The organism is Alkalimonas cellulosilytica (genome assembly GCF_036325985.1).
GTDB lineage: Bacteria > Pseudomonadota > Gammaproteobacteria > Enterobacterales > Alteromonadaceae > Alkalimonas > Alkalimonas cellulosilytica.
In genome coordinates, this window is the sequence record NZ_JAUHLI010000004.1 from 49,865 (window position 1) to 63,150 (window position 13,286).

Genomic DNA, 13,286 nt, shown 5'->3' on the forward strand with positions numbered 1-13,286 from the left:
CCTGAAAAGGCGATTGCATCAGCCCCGGAACCGGGACTGATGCCAGGCGCTTACCCCAGCCAGGGCTGGCTGGTTTTGCGGCTTTGCTCAAAATCGCTAATTTGCGGCGCGAACTGCTCGCTGCTGCCGATAAAATCCAGCCCGCTTAACAGGCGCTGCTTGATATCCGGGTCAATCTCAAAGCCGAGTGCGGCATTGTTGCCAAAGCGGATTTCCTGATTTTTTAAATCGATTTGCCACTGCTGCGGCCCTTCGTTGCAGCGGGTGAACAGGCTGTCGATATTGCCTTTGCTCAGCGCAATCAGCAGCATGCCGTTGTTGGCGCAGTTGTTGTAGAAAATATCGGCGAAGCTCTCGGCAATAATCACCTGAAAACCATACTGCTGCAGGGCCCAGGGGGCATGCTCCCGGCTGGAGCCACAGCCGAAGTTGGCGCGGCTAAGCAGGATGGTGGCACCCTGATACTGTGGGAAGTTCAGCACAAAATCCGGGTTCGGGCTGCCATCGGCCAGATAACGCCAGTCGTAAAACAGCGCTTCGGCAAACCCATCGCGGCTGACCGAGGTCAAGAACTGCTTTGGAATGATCTGATCGGTATCGACGTTGTTTTTATCCAGCGGGCCAACCAGGCCGCTGGCAAATACCGGGTGGATGCTTGGATTCATGCCCAGTCTCCTGTGGTGATGTCTACAAAACGGCCGGCAATGGCAGCGGCGGCGGCCATGGTCGGGCTGACCAGATGGGTACGGCTGCCCCGGCCCTGACGGCCTTCAAAGTTGCGGTTGCTGGTCGAAGCGCAGCGCTGACCGGCATCAACCCGGTCGTCGTTCATGCCCAGGCACATCGAGCAGCCCGGTTCACGCCATTCAAAACCGGCATCTTTGAAAATGGTGGCCAGACCTTCGCTTTCGGCCTGACGCTTCACCTGGCCAGAGCCAGGCACAATCAGGGCGCGCACGCCGGCAGCCACCTTTTTATCTTTCACCAGGCTGGCGGCAGCGCGTAAATCTTCAATCCGGCTGTTGGTGCAAGAGCCAATAAAGACCACATCCACCGCCAGGTCGGTCAGCTTCTGGCCTGGCTGCAGCCCCATGTACTCGTAAGCACGGCGGGCGGCATCCTGCTTGCTGCTTTCGCTAAAGGACTCGGCTGATGGAATAGGCTGATCAACGGCGATCACCTGCTCCGGGCTGGTACCCCAGCTAACCTGTGGTTTGATTTGGCTGGCATCCAGCGTCACCACCTGATCAAACACAGCATCCGCGTCTGAATACAGGCTTTGCCAGTAGCTGACCGCTGCCTCCCAGTGCTCGGCTTTGGGCGCGTGCTCTTTGCCTTGTAAATAGGCGATGGTGGTGTCGTCCGGGGCAATCAAACCGGCTTTGGCGCCCATTTCAATGCTCATATTGCACAGCGTCATCCGGCCTTCCATGCTCATGGCGCGGATGGCACTGCCGCAAAACTCAGCGACATAGCCATTGCCCCCTGCGGTGCCCAGCTGACCAATCACCGCCAGGATCACATCTTTTGGCGTCACATGCGCCGACAGGCTGCCGTTAATTTCAATCTTCAGCGTTTTGGCGCGCTGCTGTGGCAGGGTTTGGGTGGCCAGCACATGCTCGACTTCGGAGGTACCGATGCCAAAGGCCAGGGCACCAAAAGCGCCATGGGTTGAGGTGTGCGAGTCGCCACAAACAATGATCATGCCAGGCTGGGTTAAGCCCAGCTCCGGGCCAATCACATGCACAATGCCCTGATCCGGGTGGGTTAAATCCAGCAGTGGAATGCGGTGCTCATCGCAGTTCTCTGCCAGGGCTTCCAGTTGCTTGCGCGAGGTTTCGCCAGCGGCGTCCATGCTGCGACGCTGGGTCGACACATTGTGATCCATGGTGGCAAAGGTCAGATCCGGCCGACGCACCGGCCGCCCGGCCTGCTTTAAACCGGCAAAGGCCTGTGGCGAAGTCACTTCGTGGATCAGGTGGCGGTCGACGTACAGCAAATCGGTGCTGGCATTTAACTGACCGACAACATGGCTCTGGTAAATTTTCTGGTATAAGGTCTGGCCCATGCTCAGGCTCCTGCAATGGCGTTGGCGATGGCACTGCCGACATCGGCGGTACCATAGGACGAATCGGGTTGAATATCGCGGGTGACAATGCCCTGCTGCAGGCACTGTTGCACCGCCTGTTCAATGGCTTTAGCGGCGTCTTCCAGCCCAAAGCTGTAACGCAGCATCAGGGCGGCACTTAAAATTTGGGCGATGGGGTTGGCAATGCCTTGGCCTGCGATATCCGGCGCGCTGCCACCGGCTGGCTCGTACAGGCCAAAACCACTGCCATTCAGACTGGCCGAAGGCAATAAGCCCATCGAGCCGGCAATGGCGGCCAGCTCATCGGATAAAATATCGCCGAACAGGTTGTCGCACAGCAGCACATCAAATTGTTGTGGGCTACGGATCAGCTGCATGGCGGCATTGTCGATGTACATATGCTCCAGCGCAACATCCGGGAAATCTTTCGCCACTTCGGTCACCACTTCGCGCCACAAAATACTGGTTTGCAGCACATTGGCTTTGTCGATGGAGGTCACTTTGTGGCTGCGTTTTTGCGCCGCTTCAAAAGCCACCCGGGCAATGCGGCTGATTTCTGCTGTGCTGTAGGTCTGGGTATCGAAGGCGCTGTCCTCACCGCGGCCTTTTTCGCCAAAGTAAATGCCACCGGTCAGCTCGCGTACGCACAGCACATCCATGCCCTGACTGCTGACCCGCGGGTGCAGTGGCGATAACTCGGCAAAGGCCGGGTAAATCTGGCCGGGACGCAGATTGCAGAATAAATCGAAGGTTTTACGCAGCGGCAGCAAAGAGCCACGCTCGGGCTGCTGATCCGGTGCCAGCCCGGTCCATTTCGGGCCGCCGACCGAGCCAAACAAAATGGCATCGCTTTGCTGGCAAATGGATAAAGTCTGCGGCGGCAGTGGCTGACCAACGGCATCAATGGCGGCACCGCCAACCAGCGCCTCGGTGCGCTCAAAAGTCAGGCCAAAACGCGCTTCAACCGCATTCAGTACCTTGTGGGCTTCGGCCATTACTTCCGGTCCGATGCCATCGCCTGCCAGGACGGCAACCTTAAAACGTGTCTGACTCATTCTGTTTCTGCTCCTGCGGTTCGTTGACGCGCTTGCTTGCAGGCATCGACCTGCTGGGCGCGTTGGATCATATTCAACACATGGACATAGGCCAGCACCGAGGCGCGGACAATGTCGGTAGCAAGGCCGGCACCATGAAAACGGCGGCCTTCAAATTCGGCAATAATATCGACCTGGCCCAGCGCATCTTCGCCGCTGCCTTTGGCGGATAAGTTAAAATCTACCATCCGGATAGGCAGTTTGCTGATGCGTTGAATGGCCTGAAAAGCCGCTTCGACCGGGCCATTGCCGGTGGCGGCTTCGGTCAGCAGGTCGTCGCCGCAGCGCAGGCCGACGGTAGCGCTCGCCACATGGCCGGTATGGGTGGAGGAGCTTAAGAACTCCAGTTGGTAAAACTCGTCCTGCTCCTGCAGGTTCTGGAAAAACACCAGGGCTTCCAGATCGTAATCAAACACCCGGCCTTTCTGATCGGCCAGTGCCAGAAAGCTCTGGTACAGCTCATCCAGGTTGTAGTCGTCTTTGCTGTAGCCCAGATCGCTTAACCGGTGCTGGATCACATGGCGGCCGGAGCGCGAGGTCAGGTTCAGTTCGTTCTGACGAATGCCGACTTGCTCTGGGGCCATAATTTCGTAGGTATTCTGTGCTTTTAACACCCCGTCCTGATGAATGCCGGATGAGTGGGCAAAGGCATTTTCGCCGACCACCGCTTTGTTCGGCTGGATCGGCATATTGCAGATCTGGCTGACCAGATGCGAGCTGCGGTAAATCTCGGTGGTTTTAATGTCAGTGTACAGCGGCGCAAACACATCCTGGCGGGTTCGTACAATCATCGCCACTTCTTCCAGCGAGCAGTTGCCGGCGCGCTCGCCAATGCCATTGACGGTACACTCAATCTGACGGGCCCCGGCCTGCACTGCGCTGATGCTGTTGGCCACCGCCAGCCCTAAATCGTTGTGGCAATGCACGCTTAAACGGGCTTTGTCGATGTTCGGCACCTTGTTTTTCAGTGCATGAATAATGGCAGCAAACTCGGTCGGGATAGTGTAGCCCACGGTGTCCGGGATATTGATGGTGGTGGCGCCGGCGGCAATGGCCCGTTCAATGATGTAACACAGATTGTCTATCGGGGTGCGGCCGGCATCTTCGCAGGAGAACTCGATATCGTCGGTGTAGCGGCTGGCCTGGCGGATGGCCGCTACCGCTTGCTCGGTCGCCTGCTGCAGGGTTTTACGCAGCTTGAACTCCAGGTGCAGCGGCGAGGTGGCGATAAAGGTATGGATCCGCTTACGCTCGGCGTCTTTTAACGCTTCGCCGCAGGCTTCAATATCGCCGGCCACAGCCCGGGCCAGGCCACAGATCACCGGGCCTTTGACTTCGCGGGCAATGCGCTGCACCGAGTCAAAATCACCGGGGGACGACACCGGGAAGCCGACCTCCATCACATCGACATTCAGCCGGGCGATGGCATGGGCCAGTTGGATCTTTTGCTTCTGGCTTAAACTGGCCCGTAGCGCCTGTTCGCCGTCACGCAGGGTGGTGTCGAAGATCCAGATTTTATTGTCCGCACTCATGCTGCTTTTCCTTTCATCGTACTTGTCAGTGGTAGGCCCTGGCTGGGATGGCGCTGCCTAAAAGCAAAAAACCCCGGCCTTAGGCACGGGGTTTTTTCAGAATTTGGCTGCGTTACTTGCGCACAGCACCAACTGCCCCGTGTGGTATACGACGGAGGAGGAGGTTGAAAATAATGCTGTTGTGGCAAGCATTCAATGGCATTGTGGTTCGCCTTATTTTTGTACTGGCTCTATTAGTACCACCATTTTTTTTAGGTTGCAACAGTATAGATGGCTAAACGTCGATCTTTTTCAGTGGTCGGCGCAGCCGGTAAGTCACGGCCAAACCCCGTATTTCCGCGGCTTTGCAGCCGGTGTCGCAAAAAAAAGACAGTATAACCACTTGTTTTTAAATGATTTTGTTTTCATGTCGTTTTTGCTGTCGCTAATCGGAGACACTTTCGCAGTCCTCTTTCACTGGTTTCGATCTAAGTGCTTGATAATAAACAGATAATAAACTTGGCACAACAGTTGTATTAGTCAACCCAGAATGCGCTGGAATTCATCACGAACTTTGTATCATGGCGCCTGAGGAGACTACGATGGACCCTGTAATTGCTACGTTGGTCACTTTTTTGATTCTGAATCTGATGCTGGTTACGGCCATGCTGCGTCGTATCGACCTGAATAATGAAAGCGTTATTGCCTGGGAACGTGAGCAGGTATTGGCAGACGCTGCTGCAACAGCCCTGTCACCAGAGGTTGAGCCTGTCACGGGCAACTAAGTCCCCTTGGCAGCGACAGTCTGGGGATGTTGTCACTCCGCTCTCAGACTGTTGCTTGCCCTTAAAACACGGTATGCTTGAGCTAAATCGGACAACCGTATCCAATCGATGAAACTTCAACTGCTGCAAACCGCTTCCCTGCGACAACTGGTGTTGTCCAGCTTTGTGCTGGCGCTGATCCCGGTGGCGGTGTTGATGTGGCAAAGTCACCGTGCGTTAACCGGCATCAGCCAGCAGGCGGTGGAGCAGGCCAGCAATTCGGCTGCCAGCGTGCGGCGGATGGAGCAAATGCAAAACCAGGTGGTGGATATCGAGCGCGCCATCCGCCAGTTTGCCGTGCTGAAAACCGAAGCACTGGCCCGGCTGGCGCAAAACCATCTGGCCAGCTACCAGCAACTGTTGCCTCAGGTTTGTGAGTCTTTAACCGAAAGCACCTTATGCCAGCAACAAGAACTTACCCTGCAGCAGCTCAACCAATCTTTTACCCAGCAAAGTGCCGACCAGCTCGAACCCTTATTGCAGCAGCTGCGACAGCAGCAGGGCCGTTTGTCGCAGCAGATCTGGCAACAACTGGAGCTGCAACTGGCAGCGCAGCAGCGCGATGTCGCTTCAGCTCAGCAGCAACTGACCTGGCAAACCATACTGTTGGTGTTTTTAACCCTGCTGTTGGTGATCTGGGGTTCGCGCCGTATTACCAGCCCGGTCACTATGCTGGAGCGGATGATCCGGGCCATTGGCCGGCAGCAGCCGTTTCCGGAAGCCAGAGTGCAGGGCCCGAAAGAGCTGACCGAGCTGGGCGAGCAGCTGCGGGTACTGGCCGGTCGTTTGCAGCAACTGGAGTCCTTGCGGCTGATTTTACTACGTCATGCCTCGCATGAACTGAAAACGCCGTTATCCAGTATCCGGGAAGGCTGCTCCTTACTGACCGAAGAGTTGGTTGGGCCCTTAACGCCTCAGCAGCAGGAAGTAGTGGCCTTGCTGAACGGCAGTGCCGACCGGCTCAGTCAGCTGACCGAGCAGTTGCTGGATTACAACCGCTTACTGCAACAAGCCAAACCTGAGTTAAAATGGCATCCGGCCCGTGCCATGATAGAAGCCTGTGTGCAGGATCATACCCTGGCGCTGCAGCAACGCGGCCAGGCCATTCGGCTTAATTGGCAGGTTGAACAGCTCTACACCGATGGCATGTTGTTCCGGCGTATTTTGGATAATCTGATCAACAATGCCCAAGCCTATGGTGCTGAGAACAGCGAAGTACGGATTGAATTGCAGCAGCATGAGCAGCAGTGGTGGCTGGATGTCGCCAACAAAGGCCACAGCATAGCGCCCGAGCAGCGCGAACGTTTGTTTGAGCCTTTCCAGCGCGGCCAAAGCCCGCGCCACGATCAGGTGCAGGGCTCCGGTCTTGGCCTGTCCATTGTCGCAGATTGCGCCCGTTTACTGGGTGGAAAAGCCGACATTGTCGATTCACCTCAGGCGGATTTTTGTGTCCGTATCCGCCTGCCTTTGCCCGAGGAATTGGTATGAAAGTGATCTTGGTTGGTCTGGTGCTACTCAGCCTGGTGGGGTGCCAGTTGCTTGGTTCGCAGCAGGCTGCACCCGAACCTGAGGTTGTGGCCGAGCAGGTAGAGCTAGAACCCGAGCCGGAGCCGACTGCGGAGCCACAGCGACAACTGAGCCTTGCCGACGATAGCGACAGCCTGCTGGCCTGGTTGCAGTTTCGCCAGCAGGTGCTCAGCAGCAGCTCGCTGCAACGGGAGCAGTGGGAGTTGGAGGAGCAGCCTGAACTGGCCGCCATCCAGACCAGCCTGATGCAGCTGCACCCGGAGAACAACTACTTAACCCGTTTTCGGGCCCAGATGCAGCTGGCCGAGCACCTGATGCTGGCGGCGCCGGATCTGGCTGCTTTGTTTGGCTGGGACCTGGCCTTTAACCAGAAGCTGCTGGAAGCCGAGTCGGCCATCAGTGCGCTGTCGCGCACCCTGGCCGATGTGCAGCATGAACACGAACAGCTGCGGGCCCGCAATCTGGAGCTGGAGCAACAAATCGAAGCCCTGACCCAGATTGAAGCCCGATTGAATCAGCCGGATAACGGAGTGAACAATGAGCAACCCTGAGGGCCGCGTCTTATTGGTGGATGATGATCCCAGTTTGCTGCGTTTGCTGACGCTGCGACTGGAAGGCGAAGGCTTTGTGGTGCTGACCGCCGATTGCGCCGAAGCGGCGCTGGATGTGCTGGCCAGGCAGGATGTGGAGGTGGTGCTGAGCGATCTGCGGATGCCGGGGCTGGATGGCATGGCCTTGTTCGATGAAATCGCCCGCCGCAATCCCGGCTTGCCGGTGATTTTAATGACGGCGCATGGCTCCATCCCCGAAGCGGTCGCGGCCACTCAGCGCGGCGTCTTTGGCTTTTTAACCAAGCCGCTCGATCACAGTGAGCTGCGCGATAGTCTGCAGCAGGCGCTGCACCAAAGCGTGCCGGAGCAGTCGGATTGGCGCGCGGCCATTATCAGCCGCTCCGAGCAGATGGAAACCGTGTTGCAGCAAGCGCAGCGGGTGGCGCAGCGCGATGTCAGTGTGCTGATCACCGGCGCCAGCGGCACCGGCAAGGAGCTGCTGGCTCGGGCCATTCACTGTGCCAGCCCGCGGGCAGAAAAGCCTTTTGTGGCGATTAACTGCGGCGCTTTGCCCGAGCACCTGCTGGAGTCTGAGCTGTTTGGTCACACCAAAGGCGCTTTTACCGGCGCGGTGAATGAGCACAATGGCCTATTCCGTGAAGCCGATGGCGGCACCTTGTTTCTGGATGAAATCGGCGATATGCCGTTGCCGCTGCAGGTCAAATTATTGCGCGCCTTGCAGGAGCGGCAAATTCGGCCGGTTGGCAGCAGCAAAACCATCCCGATCAATGTGCGGGTGCTGTCGGCGACCCATCAGGATTTGCAGCAGGCGATGGGCGAGGGCAGCTTTCGCGAAGATTTGTACTACCGGTTGAATGTGGTCAATTTGCAGTTGCCACCACTGGAACAGCGGCCGGAAGATATTCCATTGCTGGCGCGCCATGCGCTGCAGCAAAGCGCCGAGCGTCATCAGGTCAACGCCACCCGTTTTACCGACGATGCGATGCAGCTGCTCACCACCGCCAAATGGCCGGGCAATGTCCGCCAACTGGTTAATGTGGTGGAGCAGTGTGTGGCCTTAACCCATGGGCCGGTGATCAGTGCCAGTTTGGTCGAGCAGGCCTTGGCGCAGGACAGCAGTTACTGGCCCACCTTAACCGAAGCGCGCGATCAGTTTGAGCGCCAGTACCTGGTGCGGGTGCTGCAAATGACCGACGGCCATGTCACCCGGGCGGCCGAGCTGGCCGGGCGTAACCGTACTGATTTTTATAAGCTGCTGAAAAAGCACGAGCTGAGCGCCCAGCAGGTGACGGAAGACAAAGAAGCCAGCGAGTAAAGCGCCCCGGCCAGTCTAGGCTGGGTTAAAACCCAGTGCTGGGCCATGGTATACTGCGGGCAGTAACTGCTTTTAAGGAAACCCCATGACTGCCATCACCCCACCGGAGATTGAAACCCCGGAACTGATCAAAGCCAAAATCACCAGCGAAACCGCCCGCATCAACTGGCTGGAACTGCAAAAATTCTACGCCGCCGGTTCGGTGGTAGCGGTGGATCTCAGCCTGGATTTGGTGGACGTGGCCTATGCCTTTAGTCAGGATCACAGCCAGCAAGTGCAAAGCTGGTTGACGCAGGGGCAGGTGAAGCGGGTCGAGGAAGCACAAGCCAAACAGTGGTTTGATGCCAAGCAAGAGCTGTGGGCCGTGGTGATCGCGCCCTGGGTGCTGGTGCAGGACAAGCCTACCGCCAGCCAGCTGAACTAAGCCGTTCGCCACAGGTTGGCGGCGGACGTTATATCCCAGACAGAATAAAATCGACCGCGGCCATCACCTCAGAGCGGTACGCGGTTAGATCATAAGCCTGCCCCCTAAGCTGACTGCGGTCAATCCCGGCAATGTCCTGGGTTCTTACAATGAACACCTTACCATCAAGCGTGCAAGACGGATTTAGTCTGGTCAGGCTCATCGGCGCTGCGATTTCAGCCGGTGAGAGCGGTATCACGACCGTTGTTTTCAACTCGCTCAGCAAGTCGCTTTGAATATCCAGCAAGTAGGGGTATTGCTGTCGTGTCTTCGGGTTGGCGTTTTTGTACGCAAAAAACTGCGCCATCAGAACTTCCTTACACTGTCACTGAAGGTGCCGTTGGCTTCAACAAATTGATTGTAGGCCTGAATGGCATCGGCGTTCTCGCGCAACCATTGTGCCCGTTGCTCGTTTCGTACTTGCTCGGCTAAGGCCTGCTCCAGTGTCGCGGACAGGTTGATGTTCAACCCCCGGGCTTTTTCGAGTAAATCGCTATTGATGCTGACATTAGTCGGCTTTTTAGCGGCTCGGGTGTCGTAGGCATGGTTCATAGCTGTTACTCCATACAAGGTATGTGCATAGCATATGCGCATAGGGTATGGAAAGCAAGGCTGCATGGCAATGGCACCAGTCAGTCTTACGGCAGGGCGAAGAGCTGTGCGCTTTACCATCCTGCAGGCTTCGGCTAGAGTGTTTAAAACACCAGCCGGAGCTTTTATGGGCGCAGACTACAAAACCGTTGCCAGTTCCAAGGTCACCTTATCGCAGCTGATGCTGCCATCGCATTCCAATTTCAGCGGTAAAATCCACGGCGGTTACCTGTTATCCTTAATGGATCAGGTGGCGTTTGCCTGCGGCTCCAAGTTCAGCGGCCGCTATTGCGTCACCGCTTCGGTCGACCGGGTCGATTTTCTCAACCCGATTGAAGTCGGTGAGCTGGTTACCTTAAAAGCCTCGGTTAACTTTGTCGGCAGCAGCTCCATGGTCATCGGCATCCGGGTCGATGCGCAGAACATTCAGACCGATGCGGTGAAGCACTGCAATTCCTCTTACTTCACCATGATTGCCAAAGACGAGCAGGGCCAGAGCGTACCGGTACCTCGCCTTATTTTAACCAGCGAACTGGAAGTGATGCGCTACCTGCAAAGCGCCGAACGCATCCGCCAACGCAAAGCCCGCCAGGCCATGACACTACCCTGCGGCGGCGCCCTGCAGGCAGCACTCACTGAAATCCGCCAGCATTTTGATGCGAAAATTGAGTTGGCTGATTCTGAGCTTAGTTAGGGCAGCAAGCACTTAGACGGACGCATCTGTGTTTTTTGCTGGTGACGCTGCATGTCTGTCTCTGTAAGTGATTGTCACAAAGCAAAAAAGCGGTTAGGGTTGGGTACATAAAGTTTACAAAGGCAGGTTGATCCGTGTTTAACTATGGGTCGACCTGCCGAATAAGTGTTAAAAACCTAGGGAAGCCTTAAATGGGCCGAAAGTTCATTTCTCAGAAAAAGCAGACAAAAGATGAGCTTTTTGACTCTCTAGTCAAGAATGCTATCGATTTTTTAGATTCATCCCTCGATGATCTTGAAAAAAGGCCCAAGAACTCGATTGTAGATTTTTATACCTCGATCGAATTATTCCTTAAAGCTCGCTTAATGGCTGAGCATTGGACGCTAATCATTAGTAAACCTGAAACAGCCAATATCGATAGCTTTAGAGTTGGTGACTTTCATTCTGTTTTCTTAGAGGATGCAATAAAGAGACTTAAGGGTGTCTTAAATGAGTGCCTCGAACAATCGACGATAGATAACTTTAAAGCACTGGGGGAGCATCGTAATCAGATCGTGCACTTTGCCCATTCTGATTACGCTGATTTTTCTGCTACAAAGGCTGGTGTAGTGGTAGAGCAATGGGCTTCTTGGCACCACTTGCATGCTTTGTGCGTATTTCGGTGATTCCGAACAGCGATTCCGGAGTTATCCGATCACCATTTAGCCGCTCTTTTTCATACCCCTCTTTTTACGCTAAGTGATCGGATTGATCCAGTTTTCTCATCGATTCTCCTGTTAGTTCTATTCGGTGACTGTTGTGCAGTAGCCTGTCGAGTAATGCATCCGCGATAGTCGGGTTGGGGATCAGCTTGTACCATTCACTGGTGGGGAGTTGACTAGCGATGATGGTGCTGGACTGTTGGTAGCGTATTTCCATAACATCCAGCAGATCGTTGGCCTGTCGTGCGCTCAGTTTCTCCATACCCCAGTCATCAAGGATAAGCAGTTTTCGTTTAGCCAGCGTGCTCAATTGTTGACGGTAAGAGCCATCGGCTCGCCCCACGTGCAACTCATCAAGCAACTCACCGAGCCGATAATAGCGAGCACTGTGATGCTGCTCACAGGCCTGTGTTGCGAGCGCGCAGGCTAGATGAGTTTTACCGCAGCCGGTGGCTCCGGTAATGATGATGTTCTGGTTGTAGTGCAGGTATTGTCCGCTCAGCAGCGTGGCTATTTTGTCTTTCTTGAGTCCGCGGCCACTGCGGTAATCAATACCGCTGGGCCGGGCATCGAAGCGTAGCTTTGCCAACCGGGTCAATCGCTTTATCTTGGTATGGTCACGACAGAGTATTTCGTGGGTTGCCAGCAGACCAAGCCGCTCCTCGAAGCTCATATCAGCATACGTATCAGGTTGCTCCTGTTGCTGCTGTAAAGCCTGACAGAAGTGGCCAAGGCGCAGGACTCGCAGTTGTTCATGCAGTGCAGATAAGCTCATTGTTGGGCTCCTTATTGGTAGTAATGTTGTCCGCGGATATTGTGGTGATTCATCATCGGGTGCTCGTCAATATCAGTACCACTAAGATCCTGCTCTTTATTGTTGAGCAGCAGATTCAGAATCACTTTGCGGTGCGGCTGCTCTAGCAGCAGTGCTTTTAGGCAAGCAGCTTCAAGACGATCCTGCCCATATTTAGTGGCAAGGTTGAGGATGGCGAGGCAGCTTTTTATGGCCTGCTCCGGGTGCTGACGTCGTTCAAGCTGTGATGCGATAATGGCTCGACAGCCACTGCCAATACTCTCAGCCCAGCCAAGCAGTCGTTCAGCACTCCAGCGCTGTTTGACGTGTGCATCCGGCATATGCTCTTTCATCGTGCTAAAGCCGCCGGGTTGATGCTTTCGGGGATGCTGAGCAACCACATTGCCATGGTAGTAAAGGCAGATAATTTGCGCGGTTGCTTCCAGTGTGACGGTTTGCCCCACCAGGTTATGCGGCACAGAGTAAGCGTGCTTGGCATACAGAACATGGTAGTCCGGCCCAACACGGGCCTGCTTGCTGTCGATATACGTGTAAGCGTATGCCGGTAGTGGCATCAGGGCGGGTTTATCAAGTCGCATGTAAAGCTCATAACGGGAGCCAGGGTGAACACGCTGCTGTCGTTGATTCAGCTCCATCAGCAGCTCCCGGATACGCTGGTTCAAGCTGGACAGTGTGTAGAAGTGCTCATAGCGCAGACGCATTAAGATCCAGCGTTCAACGATAAGAACCGCATTCTCCGCCTTCGATTTATCTTTAGGTTTGTATGGCCTGGCCGGGATGATGGCTGTGCCGTAGTGCCGCGCCATACGCGCGTAATTTTCATTAAGCACCGGGGCGTATCGGTTGGCTTTGCTGAATTTCGGGGTCAGATCAAAATTTGCGATCTAGCGGTTTAAGAATTTCGGGGTCAGAACAAAATTTACGATCTAGCGGTTTCGGGGTATTGCATCGAACAGGATGTGCCGCAGCGCGTTGATGACTTCGTAGCTGCTATCCCAATGCATGATGAGAAGCCACAAACAGACCTTTGCTACCATGAATTAGCGATTGGTAATTTTATTGTTAATTTTTGTGTTGATCTGCCAGTCCGT

15 protein-coding genes are annotated in these 13,286 nt (G+C 55.4%); 7 read left to right on the forward strand and 8 right to left on the reverse strand.

The features are described from left to right. Nucleotides 1-50: 50 nt before the first annotated feature. From leuD to leuA, 4 genes are read right to left on the reverse strand one after another with little or no spacing between them, the layout of a single operon-like run. Nucleotides 51-665 carry a 3-isopropylmalate dehydratase small subunit gene (gene leuD / locus QWY20_RS04805; protein WP_305945180.1) on the reverse strand — a complete coding sequence of 205 codons (615 nt, stop codon included), beginning with the start codon at nucleotides 663-665 and terminating at the stop codon, nucleotides 51-53. Then, on the reverse strand, nucleotides 662-2,068 hold the full coding sequence (leuC, locus tag QWY20_RS04810; protein WP_330127903.1) for a 3-isopropylmalate dehydratase large subunit: 1,407 nt from the start codon (nucleotides 2,066-2,068) through the stop codon (nucleotides 662-664). The genes leuD and leuC overlap by 4 nt, the downstream gene beginning before the upstream one ends. A 2-nt stretch (nucleotides 2,069-2,070) precedes the next feature. After that, the gene (leuB, locus tag QWY20_RS04815) at nucleotides 2,071-3,144 is read right to left on the reverse strand and encodes a 3-isopropylmalate dehydrogenase (protein ID WP_330127904.1); all 1,074 of its coding nucleotides are present in this window, start codon (nucleotides 3,142-3,144) and stop codon (nucleotides 2,071-2,073) included. Next, nucleotides 3,141-4,715, reverse strand: a complete 1,575-nt coding sequence (gene leuA, locus QWY20_RS04820) for a 2-isopropylmalate synthase (protein ID WP_330127905.1) — start codon at nucleotides 4,713-4,715, stop codon at nucleotides 3,141-3,143. The genes leuB and leuA overlap by 4 nt, the downstream gene beginning before the upstream one ends. A 581-nt stretch (nucleotides 4,716-5,296) precedes the next feature. On the opposite strand from leuA, the gene QWY20_RS04825 reads away from it, so the two are divergent. The 5 genes from QWY20_RS04825 to QWY20_RS04845 all read left to right on the forward strand — a co-directional run bounded on the left by QWY20_RS04825 (nucleotide 5,297) and on the right by QWY20_RS04845 (nucleotide 9,356). Next, complete coding sequence (locus tag QWY20_RS04825; protein WP_330127906.1) at nucleotides 5,297-5,479, forward strand: hypothetical protein; 183 nt, start codon at nucleotides 5,297-5,299, stop codon at nucleotides 5,477-5,479. A 108-nt stretch (nucleotides 5,480-5,587) separates the two neighbouring features. Continuing rightward, complete coding sequence (locus tag QWY20_RS04830) at nucleotides 5,588-7,006, forward strand: sensor histidine kinase (protein WP_330127907.1); 1,419 nt, start codon at nucleotides 5,588-5,590, stop codon at nucleotides 7,004-7,006. Then, nucleotides 7,003-7,596, forward strand: a complete 594-nt coding sequence (locus QWY20_RS04835) for a hypothetical protein (RefSeq protein ID WP_330089181.1) — start codon at nucleotides 7,003-7,005, stop codon at nucleotides 7,594-7,596. Before QWY20_RS04830 ends, QWY20_RS04835 begins: the two co-directional genes overlap by 4 nt. Then, the gene (locus QWY20_RS04840; RefSeq protein WP_330127908.1) at nucleotides 7,583-8,932 is read left to right on the forward strand and encodes a sigma 54-interacting transcriptional regulator; all 1,350 of its coding nucleotides are present in this window, start codon (nucleotides 7,583-7,585) and stop codon (nucleotides 8,930-8,932) included. The genes QWY20_RS04835 and QWY20_RS04840 overlap by 14 nt, the downstream gene beginning before the upstream one ends. Nucleotides 8,933-9,017: 85 nt before the next feature. Further along, the gene (locus QWY20_RS04845) at nucleotides 9,018-9,356 is read left to right on the forward strand and encodes a DUF2288 domain-containing protein (protein ID WP_091345242.1); all 339 of its coding nucleotides are present in this window, start codon (nucleotides 9,018-9,020) and stop codon (nucleotides 9,354-9,356) included. A gap of 28 nt (nucleotides 9,357-9,384) precedes the next feature. Here QWY20_RS04845 and QWY20_RS04850 read toward each other — a convergent pair whose 3' ends face one another. Together QWY20_RS04850 and QWY20_RS04855 are read right to left on the reverse strand one after the other, a co-directional pair. Beyond that, entirely contained in the window at nucleotides 9,385-9,702 is a 318-nt protein-coding gene (locus QWY20_RS04850; protein WP_330127909.1) for a CcdB family protein, read from the reverse strand. Continuing rightward, nucleotides 9,702-9,947, reverse strand: coding sequence for a type II toxin-antitoxin system CcdA family antitoxin (locus tag QWY20_RS04855; RefSeq protein ID WP_330127910.1), 246 nt, complete (start codon nucleotides 9,945-9,947; stop codon nucleotides 9,702-9,704). Before QWY20_RS04855 ends, QWY20_RS04850 begins: the two co-directional genes overlap by 1 nt. Nucleotides 9,948-10,113: 166 nt before the next feature. Here QWY20_RS04855 and QWY20_RS04860 point away from each other — a divergent pair, with 166 nt between their 5' ends. Together QWY20_RS04860 and QWY20_RS04865 are read left to right on the forward strand one after the other, a co-directional pair. After that, complete coding sequence (locus tag QWY20_RS04860) at nucleotides 10,114-10,680, forward strand: acyl-CoA thioesterase (RefSeq protein ID WP_330089241.1); 567 nt, start codon at nucleotides 10,114-10,116, stop codon at nucleotides 10,678-10,680. 191 nt (nucleotides 10,681-10,871) lie between these two features. Beyond that, nucleotides 10,872-11,345, forward strand: coding sequence for a hypothetical protein (locus QWY20_RS04865; RefSeq protein WP_330127911.1), 474 nt, complete (start codon nucleotides 10,872-10,874; stop codon nucleotides 11,343-11,345). 64 nt (nucleotides 11,346-11,409) lie between these two features. On the opposite strand, the gene istB is transcribed toward QWY20_RS04865, so the two are convergent. Next, nucleotides 11,410-12,156 (reverse strand): IS21-like element helper ATPase IstB, encoded by a 747-nt coding sequence (istB, locus tag QWY20_RS04870; protein ID WP_330127912.1) that lies wholly within the window; start codon nucleotides 12,154-12,156, stop codon nucleotides 11,410-11,412. Between the two features lie 11 nt (nucleotides 12,157-12,167). Next, nucleotides 12,168-13,001 carry a Mu transposase domain-containing protein gene (locus QWY20_RS04875; RefSeq protein WP_330127913.1) on the reverse strand — a complete coding sequence of 278 codons (834 nt, stop codon included), beginning with the start codon at nucleotides 12,999-13,001 and terminating at the stop codon, nucleotides 12,168-12,170. Nucleotides 13,002-13,286 lie beyond the last annotated feature (285 nt).